The 17339-nt window shown below is 60.6% G+C and carries 15 protein-coding genes and 2 tRNA genes; 16 read left to right on the top strand and 1 reads right to left on the bottom strand.

The features are described from left to right. Positions 1–128 precede the first annotated feature (128 nt). Both carB and greA read left to right on the top strand, forming a co-directional pair. The gene (gene carB, locus LG385_RS17870; protein ID WP_225775329.1) at positions 129–3350 is read left to right on the top strand and encodes a carbamoyl-phosphate synthase large subunit; all 3222 of its coding nucleotides are present in this window, start codon (positions 129–131) and stop codon (positions 3348–3350) included. Next, the gene (gene greA / locus LG385_RS17865; protein WP_225775328.1) at positions 3347–3823 is read left to right on the top strand and encodes a transcription elongation factor GreA; all 477 of its coding nucleotides are present in this window, start codon (positions 3347–3349) and stop codon (positions 3821–3823) included. The genes carB and greA overlap by 4 nt, the downstream gene beginning before the upstream one ends. Before the next feature lie 103 nt (positions 3824–3926). Here greA and yhbY read toward each other — a convergent pair whose 3' ends face one another. Further along, the gene (yhbY, locus tag LG385_RS17860) at positions 3927–4235 is read right to left on the bottom strand and encodes a ribosome assembly RNA-binding protein YhbY (protein ID WP_181117726.1); all 309 of its coding nucleotides are present in this window, start codon (positions 4233–4235) and stop codon (positions 3927–3929) included. A gap of 104 nt (positions 4236–4339) precedes the next feature. On the opposite strand from yhbY, the gene rlmE reads away from it, so the two are divergent. From rlmE to rpsO, 14 genes are all read left to right on the top strand, one after another. Beyond that, entirely contained in the window at positions 4340–4960 is a 621-nt protein-coding gene (rlmE, locus tag LG385_RS17855; RefSeq protein ID WP_181117727.1) for a 23S rRNA (uridine(2552)-2'-O)-methyltransferase RlmE, read from the top strand. A 220-nt stretch (positions 4961–5180) separates the two neighbouring features. Then, a complete protein-coding gene (ftsH, locus tag LG385_RS17850; protein ID WP_181117728.1) occupies positions 5181–7088 on the top strand; it encodes an ATP-dependent zinc metalloprotease FtsH in 1908 nt (635 codons plus the stop codon). Positions 7089–7096: 8 nt separating this feature from the next. Further along, positions 7097–7948, top strand: a complete 852-nt coding sequence (gene folP, locus LG385_RS17845; RefSeq protein WP_225775327.1) for a dihydropteroate synthase — start codon at positions 7097–7099, stop codon at positions 7946–7948. A 17-nt stretch (positions 7949–7965) separates the two neighbouring features. After that, on the top strand, positions 7966–9303 hold the full coding sequence (gene glmM / locus LG385_RS17840) for a phosphoglucosamine mutase (protein ID WP_225775326.1): 1338 nt from the start codon (positions 7966–7968) through the stop codon (positions 9301–9303). Positions 9304–9378: 75 nt separating this feature from the next. Further along, entirely contained in the window at positions 9379–10134 is a 756-nt protein-coding gene (gene tpiA / locus LG385_RS17835; protein WP_225775325.1) for a triose-phosphate isomerase, read from the top strand. Between the two features lie 4 nt (positions 10135–10138). Then, entirely contained in the window at positions 10139–10522 is a 384-nt protein-coding gene (gene secG, locus LG385_RS17830; RefSeq protein ID WP_181117732.1) for a preprotein translocase subunit SecG, read from the top strand. Between the two features lie 17 nt (positions 10523–10539). After that, positions 10540–10625, top strand: a tRNA-Leu gene (locus tag LG385_RS17825). A 95-nt stretch (positions 10626–10720) separates the two neighbouring features. After that, positions 10721–10797: transfer RNA gene (locus tag LG385_RS17820), tRNA-Met, on the top strand. A 128-nt stretch (positions 10798–10925) separates the two neighbouring features. Further along, a complete protein-coding gene (gene rimP / locus LG385_RS17815) occupies positions 10926–11384 on the top strand; it encodes a ribosome maturation factor RimP (protein ID WP_181117766.1) in 459 nt (152 codons plus the stop codon). A 60-nt stretch (positions 11385–11444) separates the two neighbouring features. Continuing rightward, positions 11445–12926: a transcription termination factor NusA gene (gene nusA / locus LG385_RS17810; protein ID WP_181117733.1), complete on the top strand. Its 1482-nt coding sequence runs from the start codon at positions 11445–11447 to the stop codon at positions 12924–12926. Positions 12927–12952: 26 nt separating this feature from the next. Continuing rightward, a complete protein-coding gene (gene infB / locus LG385_RS17805; RefSeq protein WP_225775324.1) occupies positions 12953–15475 on the top strand; it encodes a translation initiation factor IF-2 in 2523 nt (840 codons plus the stop codon). 125 nt (positions 15476–15600) lie between these two features. Continuing rightward, complete coding sequence (gene rbfA, locus LG385_RS17800; RefSeq protein ID WP_181117735.1) at positions 15601–16008, top strand: 30S ribosome-binding factor RbfA; 408 nt, start codon at positions 15601–15603, stop codon at positions 16006–16008. Between the two features lie 3 nt (positions 16009–16011). Next, positions 16012–16929 carry a tRNA pseudouridine(55) synthase TruB gene (gene truB, locus LG385_RS17795; protein ID WP_181117736.1) on the top strand — a complete coding sequence of 306 codons (918 nt, stop codon included), beginning with the start codon at positions 16012–16014 and terminating at the stop codon, positions 16927–16929. A gap of 110 nt (positions 16930–17039) precedes the next feature. Beyond that, positions 17040–17309 carry a 30S ribosomal protein S15 gene (rpsO, locus tag LG385_RS17790; protein WP_225775323.1) on the top strand — a complete coding sequence of 90 codons (270 nt, stop codon included), beginning with the start codon at positions 17040–17042 and terminating at the stop codon, positions 17307–17309. Positions 17310–17339: the final 30 nt, after the last annotated feature.

The following is a 17339-nucleotide window of genomic DNA, read 5'->3' as shown; positions in this document are numbered from 1 at the left end:
CAATAGCCCTGGGCCCGCTCCGTTACCCTTCCGGGGTTACGCGGGCAGGCCTGGCGCCGCCCCTGATTGTTCTCGGCCGCCCGCCGCAACCGGGCCCGCCGACCGATACGCGGAATTGAGTGACAACCATGCCAAAACGTACAGACATCAAAAGCATCCTGATTCTTGGCGCCGGCCCGATCGTCATCGGCCAGGCGTGCGAGTTCGACTACTCCGGCGCTCAGGCCTGCAAGGCGCTGCGTGAGGAAGGTTACCGGGTGATCCTGGTCAACTCGAACCCCGCCACCATCATGACCGACCCGGCCATGGCCGATGCGACCTACATCGAGCCGATCAAGTGGCAGACCGTTGCCAAGATCATCGAAGCCGAGCGTCCGGATGCCTTGCTGCCGACCATGGGTGGCCAGACCGCGCTCAACTGCGCCCTGGACCTGGAGCGCGAAGGCGTTCTGGAGAAGTTCGGCGTGGAAATGATCGGCGCCAATGCCGACACCATCGACAAGGCTGAAGACCGCTCGCGCTTCGACAAGGCCATGAAAGCCATCGGCCTGGCCTGCCCGCGCTCGGGCATCGCCCATAGCATGGAAGAAGCCAACGCGGTCCTCGAAACCCTGGGCTTCCCGTGCATCATCCGGCCCTCGTTCACCATGGGCGGCACCGGTGGCGGCATCGCGTACAACCGCGAAGAGTTCGAAGAAATCTGCGCCCGCGGCCTGGACCTCTCGCCGACCAAGGAACTGCTGATTGACGAATCGCTGATCGGTTGGAAAGAGTATGAAATGGAAGTTGTCCGCGACAAGAAGGACAACTGCATCATTGTCTGCTCCATCGAGAACTTCGACCCGATGGGCGTGCACACCGGCGACTCGATCACCGTCGCGCCGGCACAGACGCTGACCGACAAGGAATACCAGATCATGCGCAACGCCTCGCTGGCGGTGCTGCGTGAAATCGGCGTGGAAACCGGCGGCTCGAACGTTCAGTTCGGCATCTGCCCGAACACCGGCCGCATGGTCGTGATCGAAATGAACCCACGGGTATCACGCTCCTCGGCGCTCGCCTCCAAAGCCACCGGCTTCCCGATCGCCAAGGTCGCGGCCAAGCTGGCAGTGGGCTACACCCTCGACGAACTGCAGAACGACATCACCGGCGGCAAAACCCCGGCCTCGTTCGAGCCGTCCATCGACTACGTGGTCACCAAGCTGCCGCGCTTCGCCTTCGAGAAATTCCCCAAGGCAGACGCTCGCCTCACCACGCAGATGAAGTCGGTGGGTGAAGTGATGGCTATCGGCCGGACCTTCCAGGAATCGCTGCAGAAGGCCCTGCGTGGCCTGGAAGTAGGCGTGTGCGGCCTGGACCCGAAAGTGGAGCCGAGCAACCCGGAATACCACAGCATCCTCAAGCGCGAGCTGACCGTGCCTGGCGCCGAGCGCATCTGGTACGTGGCCGATGCCTTCCGCGCGGGCATGACCTGTGACGAAATCTTCGCCCTGACCAGCATCGACCACTGGTTTCTGGTTCAGATCGAAGACCTGATCAAGGATGAGGAAAAGGTCAAAACCCTGGGCTTGGCCGATATCGACAAAGCACTGATGTTCCGCCTCAAGCGCAAAGGTTTCTCTGACCAGCGCCTGGCCAAGCTGCTGGGTGTGACGGACAAAAACCTGCGTCGCCATCGCCACAAGCTGGAGATCTTCCCGGTCTACAAGCGCGTGGACACCTGCGCCGCCGAGTTCGCCACGGACACCGCCTACCTCTACTCCACCTACGAGGAAGAGTGCGAGGCCAACCCGTCCAGCCGCGACAAGATCATGATCCTGGGTGGCGGGCCGAACCGTATCGGCCAGGGCATCGAGTTCGACTATTGCTGTGTGCACGCGGCCTTGGCGCTGCGTGACGATGGTTATGAAACCATCATGGTCAACTGCAACCCGGAAACCGTCTCCACCGACTACGACACCTCGGACCGCCTGTACTTCGAGCCGCTTACCCTCGAGGACGTACTGGAAGTGGTCCGGGTCGAGAAACCCAAGGGTGTGATCGTGCAGTACGGCGGCCAGACCCCGCTGAAACTGGCGCGCGCGCTGGAAGAAGCCGGCGTACCGATCATCGGTACCAGCCCGGACGCCATCGACCGCGCCGAAGACCGTGAGCGCTTCCAGCAGATGGTGCAGCGCCTGAACCTGCTGCAGCCGCCGAACGCCACCGTTCGCAGCGAGGAAGAAGCCATTCGCGCCGCTGGCACCATCGGCTACCCGCTGGTGGTTCGCCCGTCCTATGTACTGGGCGGCCGCGCGATGGAAATCGTCTACGAGCTCGATGAGCTCAAGCGCTACCTGCGTGAAGCCGTACAGGTATCCAACGACAGCCCGGTATTGCTGGACCACTTCCTCAACTGCGCCATCGAGATGGACGTGGATGCGGTGTGCGACGGTACCGACGTGGTCATCGGCGCCATCATGCAACACATCGAGCAGGCCGGTGTTCACTCCGGTGACTCGGCGTGCTCGCTGCCACCGTACTCGCTGCCTGCCCATGTGCAGGACGAAGTGCGCGAGCAGGTCAAGAAAATGGCCCTGGAGCTGGGTGTTGTCGGCCTGATGAACGTGCAGCTGGCGCTGCAGGGCGACAAGATCTACGTGATCGAGGTCAACCCGCGCGCCTCGCGTACCGTGCCGTTCGTGTCCAAGTGCATCGGCACTTCCCTGGCCATGATCGCGGCGCGTGTGATGGCCGGTAAAACCCTGAAGGAGCTGGGCTTCACCAAGGAAATCATCCCGAACTTCTACAGTGTGAAGGAGGCGGTATTCCCCTTCGCCAAGTTCCCAGGTGTGGACCCGATCCTGGGCCCAGAGATGAAATCCACCGGTGAAGTGATGGGTGTTGGCGACACCTTCGGTGAAGCCTTCGCCAAGGCCCAGATGGGTGCCAGCGAAGTGCTGCCTACCGGCGGTACCGCCTTCATCAGCGTGCGTGACGACGACAAACCCTTCGTGGCTGGCGTAGCCTCGCAGTTGATCGAACTAGGCTTCCAGATCGTGGCCACCTCCGGCACCGCCAAGGTGATCGAAGAAGCAGGCCTGAAGGTGCGCCGCGTGAACAAGGTCACAGAAGGGCGCCCGCACGTGGTCGACATGATCAAGAACGACGAAGTGACCTTGATCATCAACACCACCGAAGGCCGTCAGTCGATCGCCGACTCGTACTCCATCCGCCGTAACGCCCTGCAGCACAAGATTTACTGCACCACGACCATTGCCGCGGGCGAAGCCATCTGTGAGGCACTGAAATTCGGCCCCGAGAAAACGGTGCGCCGCTTGCAGGATCTACACGCAGGACTCAACGCATGAATAAATACCCGATGACTGTCCAGGGCCACCGCGCCCTGGAAGAGGAACATGCTCACCTCTCCAAGGTTGTGCGCCCCAAGCTGAGCCATGACATTGGCGTGGCGCGGGAGCTGGGCGACCTGAAGGAGAATGCCGAGTACCATGCTGCCCGCGAGCAGCAGGGCATGGTGGAGGCGCGCATTCGTGACATCGAAGGCCGCTTGCAGAATGCCGTGGTGATTGACGTCACCACCATCGAGCCGACCGGCAAGGTGATCTTCGGTACCACCGTGGAAATCGCCAACACCGAAACCGACGATCGCTTGAAGTATCAGATTGTTGGTGAGGATGAAGCCGATATCAAGGCGGGCAAGATTTCGGTCGGTTCGCCTATCGCTCGTTCCCTGATCGGGAAGGAAGAAGGCGACATCGTGGTGGTGAAAACCCCGAGTGGTACCGTGGAGTACGAAATCATCGAGGTGTTGCACCTCTGACACAAACGTTCACGGGCTGTGCCCGCTCCTACGCCATGCGTAGGAGCGGGCACAGCCCGCGAATGTATCAATGCAATGCCATCAGAGCAGGCGTCGGCCGGTATCAATGAAACCGGTGAATATTCGACAGCTGCTTGTTCGGCTGTGGATTGCGACGGTACACCAGCGCCATCTTGCCGATCACCTGAACCAGCTCCGCACGCCCGGCCTGGCAAAGGCTTGTGATCGTCTCCAGCCGTTGCTCACGGTCCAGGATGTTGACCTTCACCTTGATCAGTTCGTGGTCGGCCAGGGCACGCTCCAGCTCGGCCGCGACCCCTTCGGTAACGCCGTTGTCGGCTACGATCAATACCGGCTTGAGGTGGTGACCGATGGATTTGTACTGCTTTTTCTGCTCTGTATTGAGCGGCATAATCTGACCCTTTGAATGAAACCGTATAAAACGGCGGCCATTTTACCCGAGCGTGCCGGTCCAAGCCCAGCGACACGCATCGCCGTCTTACCCAGAGGTGCCCTGTGGCCCGTTCCAAGACAAGCCATAACTGGCTGAAAGAACATTTCAACGACCCCTACGTGAAGATGGCGCAAAAAGACGGCTATCGCTCACGGGCCAGCTACAAGCTGCTGGAAATCCAGGAGAAGGACCGGCTGATCCGCCCCGGCATGTCGGTTATCGACCTCGGCGCGGCGCCGGGTGGCTGGTCGCAGGTCACCAGCCGGCTGATCGGTGGCCAAGGGCGGCTGATCGCTTCGGACATCCTTGAAATGGACAGCATCCCCGACGTGACCTTCATCCAGGGGGACTTCACCCAGGAGGCTGTGCTCGCGCAAATCCTCCAGGCGGTGGGTAGTAGCGAAGTCGACCTTGTTATTTCCGATATGGCCCCCAATATGAGTGGATTGAGCGCGGTGGACATGCCGCGTGCCATGTTCCTGTGCGAGTTGGCACTGGACCTGGCCGACCGGGTGCTCAAGCCAGGCGGCGATTTTCTCATCAAGATTTTCCAGGGTGAGGGCTTCGATACGTACCTCAAGACCGTTCGGCAGAAGTTCGAAAAGGTCCAGATGCGTAAACCGCTGTCGTCGCGAGATCGTTCCAGGGAGCAATACCTTCTGGCGCGCGGGTTCAAGGGCTGACAGCTACACTCACAACGGGCTTGTGGCTGGCGATAGCTTTTTTCAAATGGTGGTCGCTGTGAAGCATAAGCGACTATTACGCAGTCAAAAGTTTCACAAAGCGTTACAAGCAGCGTCTGCGCATGCCTACGGTTGTGTAGTAAGTTAGGCCGATGGACATCATACGAAGCCTGGCGCTAGGTCTCAGAGACTGGCTTCAGAGGGTAGCGAATTGAACGATATGGCAAAGAATCTCATCCTGTGGCTGATCATCGCCGCCGTTCTGGTGACGGTGATGAACAATTTCTCGAGCCCCAACGAGCCGCAAACCCTCAATTACTCCGATTTCATCCAACAGGTGAAGGACGGCAAGATTGAGCGCGTGCAGGTCGACGGTTACGTCATCACCGGCAAGCGCAACGACGGCGACAACTTCAAGACCATCCGCCCGGCGATCCAGGACAACGGCCTGATCGGCGACCTGGTGGACAACAAGGTCGTGATCGAAGGCAAGCAGCCCGAGCAGCAAAGTATCTGGACGCAACTGCTGGTCGCCAGCTTCCCCATACTCGTCATCATTGCCGTGTTCATGTTCTTCATGAGGCAGATGCAGGGCGGGGCAGGTGGCAAGGGTGGCCCCATGAGCTTTGGCAAGAGCAAGGCCAGGCTGCTTTCCGAAGACCAGGTGAAAACAACGCTCGCCGACGTGGCGGGCTGCGACGAAGCCAAGGAAGAAGTGGGCGAACTGGTCGAGTTCCTTCGCGACCCCGGCAAGTTCCAGCGCCTGGGTGGGCGAATCCCGCGCGGTGTGCTGATGGTCGGCCCGCCGGGTACCGGTAAAACCCTTATTGCCAAGGCTATTGCGGGCGAGGCGAAAGTACCGTTCTTCACCATTTCCGGTTCGGACTTCGTTGAAATGTTCGTGGGTGTCGGCGCAAGCCGCGTTCGGGACATGTTCGAACAGGCTAAAAAGCACGCGCCTTGCATCATCTTCATCGACGAAATCGACGCCGTCGGCCGCCACCGTGGCGCCGGTATGGGCGGTGGTCACGACGAGCGCGAGCAAACCCTCAACCAGTTGCTGGTGGAGATGGACGGCTTCGAAATGAATGACGGCATCATCGTCATTGCAGCCACCAACCGTCCTGACGTGCTGGACCCGGCATTGCTGCGCCCAGGCCGCTTCGACCGCCAGGTAGTGGTCGGTTTGCCGGATATCCGCGGCCGCGAGCAGATCCTGAAAGTGCACATGCGTAAAGTGCCGATGGGCGACGATGTGAACGCTGGCGTTATCGCGCGCGGCACACCTGGCTTCTCGGGCGCCGACCTGGCCAACCTGGTCAACGAGGCGTCGCTGTTCGCGGCTCGTGCAGGCAAGCGTATCGTTGAAATGCGTGAGTTCGAGCTTGCCAAGGACAAGATCATGATGGGCGCCGAGCGCAAAACCATGGTCATGTCGGACAAGGAAAAGCGCAACACCGCGTATCACGAAGCAGGGCACGCGATCGTCGGTCGTATCGTTCCCGAGCACGACCCGGTGTACAAGGTGTCGATCATTCCTCGTGGCCGCGCCCTGGGCGTGACCATGTTCCTTCCCGAGGAAGATCGTTACAGCCTGTCCAAGCGTGCCCTCATCAGCCAGATCTGCTCCCTCTACGGTGGCCGTATCGCCGAGGAAATGACCCTGGGCTTCGATGGGGTGACCACGGGCGCGTCCAACGACATCATGCGCGCCAGCCAGATCGCCCGGAACATGGTGACCAAGTGGGGGCTGTCCGAGAAGATGGGCCCGCTCATGTATGCCGAGGAAGAAGGCGAGGTGTTCCTGGGCCGTGGCGGCAGCTCGCAGAACGGCAGCCTGTCGGGCGAAACCGCGAAGATGATCGACTCTGAAGTTCGCAGTATCATCGATCACTGCTATACCACCGCCAAGCAGATCCTGGCGGACAACCGCGACAAGCTCGATGTCATGGCCGATGCGCTCATGAAATATGAGACCATTGACGCGGATCAGATCGAAGACATCATGGCCGGCAGGCCGGTGCGCGAACCTCGGGACTGGACCGGAGGCTCCGGCTCTTCCGGAACCGCGGCCAAAGGCAGCGAGCGTCCGGAGGCGCCCATCGGCGGGCCCGCCGCTCAACACTAAGGCCTCGCATGACCTCTGCGCTGTACTCGACCCGGTTACCTTGCGGTAACCGGGTTCTTGATTTATCACGTACCCATGTCATGGGTATTCTCAACGTTACCCCCGACTCTTTCTCCGACGGTGGCCGCTTCAAGGGGCTCGACCGCGCGCTGGCTCATGCCCGTGCCATGGTCGATGCGGGCGCCACGCTGATTGACGTGGGCGGGGAGTCCACTCGCCCGGGCGCATCGGCGGTGTCCGTCCAGGAAGAGCTGGACCGCGTATGTCCAGTAGTCGAGGCCATAGCTGGCGAACTGGATGTCGTGATTTCCGTGGACACGTCCACCCCAGAAGTCATTACCGAAAGCGCCGCCAGAGGCATGGGCTTGATCAACGACGTGCGCTCGTTGCGCAGGCCCGGTGCGCTGGAGGCAGCGGCAGGTACTTACGCTGCGGTATGCCTGATGCACATGCTCGGCGAGCCCGGCGATATGCAAGACAATCCTCACTACACTGATCTGGTCGGCGAAGTGTCTGATTTTCTCGCCGGGCGCATGCTTGCCTGTCAGAATGTGGGCATAGACACGTCGCGGATCATCCTGGACCCAGGGTTCGGCTTTGCGAAAACGCATGCTCACAACCTGAGCCTGTTCAAGCACCTGGAAGGCTTGCACGTGCTTGGGCGGCCGTTGCTGGTGGGCGTTTCGCGCAAAAGCATCGTAGGCCAGGCGCTGGGCAAGCCTGTAACCGAGCGGCTGTTTGGTAGCCTGGCATTGGCGGGGCTGGCGATGGCCAAAGGCGCGCGGATCCTTCGCGTTCACGACGTTGCTGAAACAGTAGACGTGGTGCGCATGATCGCAGCGGTCGACGCGGCGGAATAAGAACGAACGGAGCACCTATGAGCAAGAAGTATTTTGGCACCGATGGAATTCGGGGCCGCGTCGGTCAATACCCAATCACACCGGATTTCATGCTCAAGCTCGGCTGGGCTGCGGGCATGGCGTTCCGCAAGATGGGCGCATGCCGAGTTCTGGTGGGCAAGGACACACGCATCTCCGGGTACATGTTCGAATCCGCGCTCGAAGCCGGCCTGTCGGCCGCCGGTGCGGACGTGATGCTGCTGGGGCCTATGCCTACGCCAGCCATTGCCTACCTCACCCGTACCTTCCATGCCGAAGCGGGCATCGTTATCAGTGCCTCGCATAACCCGCACCACGACAACGGGATCAAATTCTTCTCGGGGCAGGGCACCAAGCTGCCGGACGACATCGAACTGATGATCGAAGAACTGATGGATCAGCCGATGACAGTCGCCGAGTCGGGCAGCCTGGGCAAGGTGTCGCGTATCAACGACGCCGCCGGCCGCTATATCGAATTCTGCAAGAGCAGTGTTCCCACAAGCACCGATTTCGCTGGGCTCAAGCTGGTGGTGGACTGCGCGCACGGCGCCACCTATAAAGTCGCCCCCAACGTGTTCCGTGAGCTGGGGGCCCAGGTTACCGTCATCTCGGCCCAACCGGACGGCCTGAATATCAACGAAAACTGCGGCTCCACCCACATGGAAGCCCTGCAGGCCGCTGTACTGCTTGGCCATGCGGACATGGGTATCGCCTTCGACGGTGACGGCGATCGCGTGCTCATGGTCGACCATACCGGTGCCATCGTCGACGGCGACGAACTGCTGTTCATCATTGCCCGGGACCTCAAGGAGCGCGGGCGGCTGGAAGGTGGCGTGGTCGGCACGCTGATGAGCAACCTGGGGCTGGAGCTGGCATTGCAGGATCACGACATCCCGTTCACGCGGGCCAAGGTGGGCGATCGCTATGTCATCGCCGAGATGTCCGAGCGCCACTGGCCACTGGGCGGTGAAAACTCCGGGCATATCGTCTGCTCCCAGCACACCACCACCGGGGACGCGATCATCGCGTCGCTGCAGGTGCTGCTTGCGCTCAAGCGCCGTGGCGAAACGCTTGCCCAGGCCCGTCACGGCCTGCGCAAGTGCCCCCAGGTGCTGATCAACGTACGTTTCGGTGGCGGGCAGGACCCAACAAGCCATCCGGCGGTGGAGCAGGCGTGCGAACGCGTGACCGCGGCCATGGGCGGTCGCGGCCGTGTGCTGCTGCGCAAGTCTGGAACCGAGCCGCTCGTGCGTGTGATGGTCGAAGGCGATGAAGAGGTGCAGGTTCGCCGCTATGCCGAAGAGCTCGCCAGGCTTGTGGAGGAAGTTTGCGCCTGATTTGCGATCTGAAGGCTTGCCACTGCGCTTTGTTCTGGGTAACATCTGCGCCCACTTTGACCGACGGGGTAAAGCATGCGTCGCTTGATGGTAGCTGGTAACTGGAAAATGAACGGTACCCGCTCCAGCGTGGCGGAGCTGCTCAAGGGGTTGAAAAGTCAGGAGTTTTCAGCGACAGTAGACGTCGCGGTTTTCCCGACATTCCTCCACGTCAGCGAAGCGGTTGAAGCGTTGCGAGAGGTTGGCGTTGCAGTAGGGGCGCAAAACGTTGCTACCCAGTCGGGGCCAGGTGCCCTTACTGGTGAAGTTGCAGCGAGCCAGCTCAAGGATGCAGGTTGTTCGCTTGTCCTGATAGGGCATTCGGAACGCAGGCAGATTCTGGGCGAGGCTGAAGGCGTTCTTGTTGCGAAGTTCAAGGCTGCGCAAGAGGCCGGGCTGGTTCCGGTGCTCTGTGTAGGCGAAACCCTCGAGGATCGCGAAGCCGAACGGACTTTCGATGTGGTCGGGGCACAGCTCGACAGCGTCATGGACGCGCTTGGTGTAGAGGTCTTCTCCCAGGCAGTCATTGCTTACGAGCCGGTATGGGCGATTGGCACAGGTTTGACGGCAACGCCAGAGCAGGCTCAGGAAGTGCATCATGCGATCCGGGCCAGGCTGGCAGCCAGGAATGCTGAAGTCGCACAAGGCGTGCGGCTTTTATACGGCGGCAGCGTAAAGGCGGCCAACGCGGCTGATCTGTTCCGTATGCCGGATATCGACGGGGGGCTGATTGGTGGTGCCGCCCTGAATGCAGATGAGTTCGGTGCGATCTGTCGCGCCGCGGGAAGCTGACAACATGCTGGAAAACGTCGTTGTAGTGTTTCACCTGTTGGGTGCGCTCGGGGTAGTTGTCCTCGTGCTGCTTCAGCAGGGGAAAGGTGCAGAAGCAGGAGCATCTTTCGGCGCAGGTGCTTCAAATACTGTGTTCGGAAGCCAAGGTTCCTCTACCTTTCTAAGCAAGTTTACTGGTATACTCGCTGCATGTTTCTTCTTGACCAGCTTGGGGTTAGGATACTTTGCTAAGGAAAAGGCTCACCAGTTGAGTCAGGCAGGGCTTCCAAATCCAGCAGTGCTCGAAGTACCTCAGCAAAAGCCGGCGGCAGATGATGTCCCGGTGCTCAATGAGCAGAAAGGCGGAGCGAACACTAACGATGTTCCTCCAGCTCAAGAGCAGAAGTAACGGGTTTTAAGAGTTTTGCCGAGGTGGTGGAATTGGTAGACACGCAACCTTGAGGTGGTTGTGCCCATAGGGTGTAGGGGTTCGAGTCCCCTTCTCGGTACCATATACAAGGAGCCCGCATTTTTGCGGGCTTTCTTGTTCCAGCGCTGTTGATTGACCGTTCAGGGCCGAAGCCGTATACTTTCGGGCCAGTTATGTCGCGGGGTGGAGCAGTCTGGTAGCTCGTCGGGCTCATAACCCGAAGGTCGTTGGTTCAAATCCAGCCCCCGCAACCAGCTTTAGCGGAGCCCCTGTTCAGGGGCTTTTTGTTAGCTGATCAGCACATGCGTCGCTCTCCGGCGGCGTTTCCAGTGTGGGCGTTTCGCCCATTTTTTATTTGCAAAGCATGCACGAGGGGGTTCAGTTGTCGAGCAAGCTAGAACAGTTGCAGGCCCTGCTGGCCCCAGTGGTCGAGGCGCTTGGTTATCAATGTTGGGGTATAGAGTACATATCCCAGGGTCGCCACTCACTGCTACGTATTTTTATTGATAAGGAAGGCGGTGTGCTTGTCGAGGACTGCGAAATCGTCAGTCGTCAGGTCAGCGGGGTACTTGATGTCGAAGACCCGATCGCTGTCGAGTACACGCTTGAAGTTTCCTCTCCAGGCATGGATCGCCCGTTGTTTACGCTGGAGCAGTTCGCTGCCCATGCCGGCGACCAGGTAAAAATCAAGTTGCGCACGCCTTTCGAAGGTCGGCGCAATTTTCAGGGCCTGCTTCGCGGTGTGGAAGAACAGGATGTGGTGGTCCAGGTCGATGACCATGAATTCTTGTTGCCGATCGATTCCATCGATAAAGCAAACATTATTCCCAGTTTTGACTGAGACGTTTCGGGTTCTGCGTGAATCGCGGAATCCAAAGGCTTGCGAAAGGCGAGGCGTACGATGAGTAAAGAAGTACTGCTGGTTGTTGAATCGGTATCCAATGAAAAGGGCGTACCGGCGGGGGTCATTTTTGAAGCACTGGAAATCGCCCTGGCTACCGCTACCAAGAAGCGGTTCGAGGACGAAGTAGATCTGCGCGTGGCGATCAACCGCCACACCGGCAGCTACGAGACGTTCCGCCGCTGGACCGTCGTCGAGGACGAAAACTTCGACGACCCGGCCATCCAGCTGGCTGTCGACCAGGCTCAGGCTCGCAAGCCTGACTCGGTTGCAGGCGACATCATCGAGGAAAAGATCGACTCCATCGAGTTCGGTCGCATCGCCGCGCAAACCGCCAAGCAAGTTATCGTGCAGAAAGTGCGCGAGGCCGAGCGTGCCCAGGTGGTCGATGCCTACCGCGAGAAGGTTGGCGAAATCATCTCCGGCACCGTAAAGAAGGTGACTCGCGACAACGTCATCGTGGACCTTGGCAACAATGCCGAGGCGCTGCTGGCGCGTGAAGACATCATCTCCCGCGAAACCTTCCGTGTTGGCGTGCGTCTTCGCGCGCTGCTCAAGGAAATTCGCAGCGAGAACCGCGGCCCGCAACTGATCCTGTCGCGCACTGCTCCGGAAATGCTCATCGAGCTCTTCCGTATCGAAGTACCGGAAATCGCAGAAGGCCTCATCGAAGTGATGGCCGCTTCCCGCGATCCGGGTTCCCGCGCGAAAATCGCGGTCCGCTCCAAGGACAAACGCATCGACCCTCAGGGCGCGTGCATCGGTATGCGTGGTTCCCGCGTACAAGCGGTGTCCGGCGAGCTGGGTGGCGAGCGTGTCGACATCGTCCTCTGGGACGACAACCCTGCACAGTTCGTCATCAACGCAATGTCCCCGGCGGAAGTCGCGGCCATCATCGTTGATGAAGACGCGCATGCCATGGATATCGCCGTTGCGGCTGACAACCTCGCCCAGGCCATCGGCCGCGGCGGGCAGAACGTTCGTCTGGCCAGCCAGCTGACCGGCTGGACGCTGAATGTCATGACCGAGTCCGATATCCAGGCTAAACAACAGGCCGAAACCGGCGACATCCTGCGCAATTTCGTCGAGCAACTCGAAGTCGACGAAGAGCTCGCCCAGGTTCTGGTTGACGAAGGTTTCACCAGCCTGGAAGAAATCGCCTACGTGCCTTTGGAAGAAATGCTCAACATCGATGGGTTCGATGAGGAGATCGTCAATGAGCTTCGTGCTCGGGCCAAGGATCGCCTGTTGACCGCTGCCATCGCTTCCGAGGAAAAGCTCGCTGACGCCCATCCGGCCGAAGACCTGCTTTCCCTGGAAGGTATGGACGCGGACCTTGCGAAGGAATTGGCGGTACGCGGCGTAATCAACCGCGAAGACCTGGCCGAGCAGTCTATTGACGATTTGCTCGACATCGACGGCATCGACCAAGAGCGTGCCGGCAAGTTGATCATGGCCGCCCGAGCCCATTGGTTCGAGTAACTGGCGCGGCCTGAGGAGAGAAGTGCATGACGCAAGTCACGGTGAAAGAACTGGCCCAAGAGGTCGCCGCACCGGTGGAGCGCCTGTTGCAACAGATGCGTGAGGCGGGGCTACCACATACCGACGCCGGCCAGGTTGTGACCGATACCGAAAAACAAGCGCTGTTGGCGCACCTGAAAAGCAGTCACAAGGCAAAAGTGGAAGAACCCCGCAAGATTACCCTGCAACGCAAGACCACCAGCACATTGCGCGTGGCCGGCAGCAAGACCATCAGTGTCGAGGTCCGCAAGAAGAAGACCTTCGTCAAGCAAAGCCCTGAGGAGATCGAGGCTCAACAACGCCGCGAACTCGAAGAGCGCCGCGCTGCTGAAAACGCTGCTCGCGACAAGATCAATGATCAGGTTCGCCTGCGCGCTGAAGAAGAAGCCCGCAAGGCCGCGCCTGCCGTCGAGGCCAGCCAGCCTGTGGCTGACGCGGTTGCCCAGGCACCTGCTGCCCGTGCTCCCGAGCCGGCCGCTGCACCTGAGCGTGCGCCACAGCCGACGCAGGTCGCTGAAGTGCGCAAGCGCGACGACGCCCGCCGTCCGGACAAGCCCAAGGCAACCACCGACGACGACCGTCGTGGCGACCGCAAGAACCAGCCGCACCGCGCGACTGTGAAAGAAAAGGCGCCTACCCCGCGTGCCGCCCCACGTACCACCGACGAAGAGAGCGATGGCTTCCGTCGCGGTGGCCGTGGCAAGTCCAAGCTCAAGAAGCGCAACATGCATGGCTTCCAGAGCCCGACTGGCCCGGTTGTTCGTGACGTGGTGATTGGCGAAACCATCACCGTGTCCGACCTGGCGCAGCAGATGTCCGTCAAGGGCGCTGAAGTGGTCAAGTTCATGTTCAAGCTCGGCACCCCGGTTACCATCAACCAGGTGCTGGACCGTGACACCGCTCAGCTGGTCGCCGAAGAGCTCGGCCACAAGGTCAAGCTGGTCAGCGACAACGCCCTGGAAGAATCCCTGGCCGAATCGCTGCGCTATGAAGGCGAAACCGTCGCTCGCGCGCCGGTGGTTACCGTCATGGGCCACGTTGACCATGGTAAAACCTCGCTGCTCGACTACATCCGTCGTGCCAAGGTTGCCGCTGGCGAAGCCGGTGGTATCACTCAGCACATCGGTGCCTATCACGTCGAAACCGACCGTGGCATGGTTACCTTCCTCGACACCCCTGGCCACGCCGCGTTTACCGCCATGCGTGCTCGTGGTGCCAAGGCGACCGACATCGTCATCCTCGTGGTGGCGGCGGACGACGGCGTGATGCCGCAAACCATCGAAGCCGTTCAGCACGCCAAGGCTGCCGGTGTACCGCTGGTTGTCGCAGTGAACAAGATCGACAAGCCGGGCGCAGACCTGGACCGTATCCGCAGCGAGCTGTCGGTGCAGGGCGTGACTTCCGAAGAGTGGGGCGGCGATACTCCTTTCGTTCCGGTCTCCGCGAAGATGGGTACCGGTGTCGACGAACTGCTCGAAGCCGTTCTGCTTCAGGCTGAAGTACTCGAGCTCAAGGCAAGCCCGGCTGCACCTGGCCGTGGTGTTGTAGTCGAGTCCCGCCTGGACAAGGGCCGCGGCCCGGTTGCCACCGTTCTGGTTCAGGACGGTACCCTGCGTCAGGGCGACATGGTGCTGGTAGGCTCGAACTTCGGCCGCATCCGCGCAATGCTCGACGAGAACGGCAAGAACGTGAAAGAAGCGGGCCCATCCATCCCGGTCGAGATTCTCGGCCTGGACGGTACCCCGGACGCCGGCGACGAAATGAGCGTAGTGGGCGACGAGAAGAAAGCCCGCGAAGTTGCCATGTTCCGTCAAGGCAAGTTCCGCGAGGTCAAGCTGGCTCGTGCTCACGCCGGCAAGCTCGAGAACATCTTCGAGAACATGGGCCAGGAAGAGAAGAAAACCCTCAACATCGTGCTCAAGGCCGACGTGCGTGGTTCTCTGGAAGCCCTGCAGGGCGCCCTCGGCGGCCTGGGCAACGACGAAGTGCAGGTTCGCGTCGTGGCTGGTGGTGTAGGTGGTATCACGGAAAGCGATGCCAACCTGGCCCTTGCTTCCAACGCAGTCGTGTTCGGCTTCAACGTGCGTGCCGATGCCGGCGCTCGCAAGATCGTCGAGCAGGAAGGCCTGGACATGCGTTACTACAACGTGATCTACGACATCATCGAAGACGTCAAGAAGGCCCTTACCGGCATGCTTGGCAGCGATGTCCGCGAGAACATCCTCGGCATCGCCGAAGTACGTGACGTGTTCCGCTCGCCGAAATTCGGCGCCATTGCCGGCTGTATGGTGCTCGAAGGTATCGTTCACCGTAATCGCCCGATTCGCGTACTGCGCGAAGACGTGGTGATCTTCGAGGGCGAACTCGAGTCGCTGCGCCGCTTCAAGGACGACATGTCCGAAGTGCGCGCCGGCATGGAGTGCGGTATTGGCGTGAAGAGCTACAACGACGTGAAAGTCGGTGACAAGATCGAAGTCTTCGAGAAGGTCCAGGTAGCTCGTACCCTCTAAGCTGTACTCAGGGAAGGCCCAGCGCCCGCCCTTAACGCAACGCCCGGTCCGGCTACTCGCTGGGTCGGGCGTTTGCCGCTTTCAAGCCGCCCGCGATGCGGGGGGTCGATACAGGTAGTCTTGCCATGGCAAAAGAATATAGCCGTACCCAACGCATCGGCGATCAGATGCAGCGCGAACTGGCGCAACTCATTCGGCGTGAAGTGAAAGACCCACGCGTGGGCCTTGTCACCATCACCGCGGTAGAAGTCACACGCGACGTTGGCCACGCCAAGGTCTATATCACCGTGATGGGTGACGACGGCGGCGAACAGGTCAAGCAGAGCGTGAAGGTGCTCAACGCGGCGGGCAGTTTCCTGCGCACGCAATTGGGCCGGGAAATGAAGCTGCGCAGCGTTCCGCAGCTGCACTTCCACTATGACGAAAGCGTGGCACGCGGGGCGCACCTTTCTGCCCTGATTGAGCGCGCGGTCGCCGAGGACAGTCAGCACGCGCCGGCCTCTCCCGAGCCCAAAGATGTGGGCGAGGACTGACAGGTGGCTCAGGTCAAGCGTATCCGCCGTAACGTGAGCGGCATCATCCTGCTGGACAAGCCCCAGGGCTTTACCTCCAACGCGGCGCTGCAGAAGGTGCGTTGGCTGCTCAATGCCGAGAAGGCCGGGCACACCGGCAGCCTCGACCCTCTGGCCACCGGCGTATTGCCGCTGTGCTTCGGGGAGGCGACCAAGTTCTCGCAGTACCTGCTCGATTCCGACAAGGGCTACGAGACCGTCATGCAATTGGGCGTTACCACCACCACCGCCGATGCGGAAGGTGAGGTACTGCGCGAGCGTGAGGTGACCGTCGGTCGTGCTGACATCGAAGCGGTATTGCCCCACTTCCGCGGCCCTATCCAGCAGGTTCCGCCGATGTACTCGGCGCTCAAGCGTGACGGGCAGCCGCTGTACAAACTTGCACGTGCCGGGGAAGTAGTGGAGCGCGAAGCGCGTTCTGTTACTATTGGCAGCCTTGAGTTGCTGGCGGTAGAGCAAACCCGGGCTACGCTGGCAGTGCATTGCACCAAAGGCACCTACATTCGAACCCTGGTCGAGGATATCGGCGAGCGGCTCGGTTGCGGGGCTTATGTTGCGCAGCTGCGACGTACACAGGCGGGGCCGTTCAAGCTCGCGCAAACGATCACGCTCGAAGCCCTGGAACAGGCGCATGCCGAGGGTGGCAACGAGGCGCTGGACCAGTTCCTCCTGCCGGCCGACAGCGGCCTTCAGGATTGGCCGCTGCTGCAGTTCTCGGAACACAGTGCGTTCTACTGGCTCCACGGGCAGCCGGTTCGTGCCCCGGAGGCTCCGGCCTTTGGCATGGTGCGCGTACAGGATCACAACGGTCGCTTCATCGGTATCGGTGAAGTGAGCGAAGACGGGCGTATTGCGCCGCGTCGACTGATTCGGTCTGAATGACCGAACGAGGGTGGCTGTCATTAGGCGCGGTCACTCCTCCTATTAAACGACAGGGGTTTCCCCTGGCCTATTGGAATCGCCTGGCGGTTCCGTGAAATGGAGAACGCCTCATGGCACTCAGCGTTGAAGACAAGGCTCGTATCGTTGGTGAATATCAGCAAGCTGCTGGCGACACCGGTTCCCCGGAAGTGCAGGTAGCCCTGCTGACCGCCAACATCAACAAGCTGCAGGACCACTTCAAGGCCAACGGCAAAGACCACCACTCGCGTCGTGGCCTGATCCGTATGGTTAACCAGCGTCGCAAGCTGCTGGACTACCTGAAGGGCAAGGACGTCACTCGCTACAGCGCCCTGATCGGTCGCCTGGGCCTGCGTCGCTGATAGCGGCCCGGCCAGTGGTGTGCACGGCCT

The organism is Pseudomonas sp. Marseille-Q5115 (assembly GCF_916618905.1).
GTDB classification, from domain to species: domain Bacteria; phylum Pseudomonadota; class Gammaproteobacteria; order Pseudomonadales; family Pseudomonadaceae; genus Aquipseudomonas; species Aquipseudomonas japonica_A.
Note: the sequence above shows the minus strand (reverse complement) of the source record. Positions and strands in the feature narration are given on the sequence as shown.

What these genes read in the sequence shown, in the direction of transcription:
- carB (WP_225775329.1), top strand. Translation starts at nt 129, where the DNA reads ATGCCAAAACGTACAGACATCAAAAGCATCCTGATTCTTGGCGCCGGC.
- greA (WP_225775328.1), top strand. Translation starts at nt 3,347, where the DNA reads ATGAATAAATACCCGATGACTGTCCAGGGCCACCGCGCCCTGGAAGAG.
- yhbY (WP_181117726.1), bottom strand. Translation starts at nt 4,235, where the DNA reads ATGCCGCTCAATACAGAGCAGAAAAAGCAGTACAAATCCATCGGTCAC.
- ftsH (WP_181117728.1), top strand. Translation starts at nt 5,181, where the DNA reads ATGGCAAAGAATCTCATCCTGTGGCTGATCATCGCCGCCGTTCTGGTG.
- folP (WP_225775327.1), top strand. Translation starts at nt 7,097, where the DNA reads ATGACCTCTGCGCTGTACTCGACCCGGTTACCTTGCGGTAACCGGGTT.
- glmM (WP_225775326.1), top strand. Translation starts at nt 7,966, where the DNA reads ATGAGCAAGAAGTATTTTGGCACCGATGGAATTCGGGGCCGCGTCGGT.
- tpiA (WP_225775325.1), top strand. Translation starts at nt 9,379, where the DNA reads ATGCGTCGCTTGATGGTAGCTGGTAACTGGAAAATGAACGGTACCCGC.
- secG (WP_181117732.1), top strand. Translation starts at nt 10,139, where the DNA reads ATGCTGGAAAACGTCGTTGTAGTGTTTCACCTGTTGGGTGCGCTCGGG.
- nusA (WP_181117733.1), top strand. Translation starts at nt 11,445, where the DNA reads ATGAGTAAAGAAGTACTGCTGGTTGTTGAATCGGTATCCAATGAAAAG.
- infB (WP_225775324.1), top strand. Translation starts at nt 12,953, where the DNA reads ATGACGCAAGTCACGGTGAAAGAACTGGCCCAAGAGGTCGCCGCACCG.
- rbfA (WP_181117735.1), top strand. Translation starts at nt 15,601, where the DNA reads ATGGCAAAAGAATATAGCCGTACCCAACGCATCGGCGATCAGATGCAG.
- rpsO (WP_225775323.1), top strand. Translation starts at nt 17,040, where the DNA reads ATGGCACTCAGCGTTGAAGACAAGGCTCGTATCGTTGGTGAATATCAG.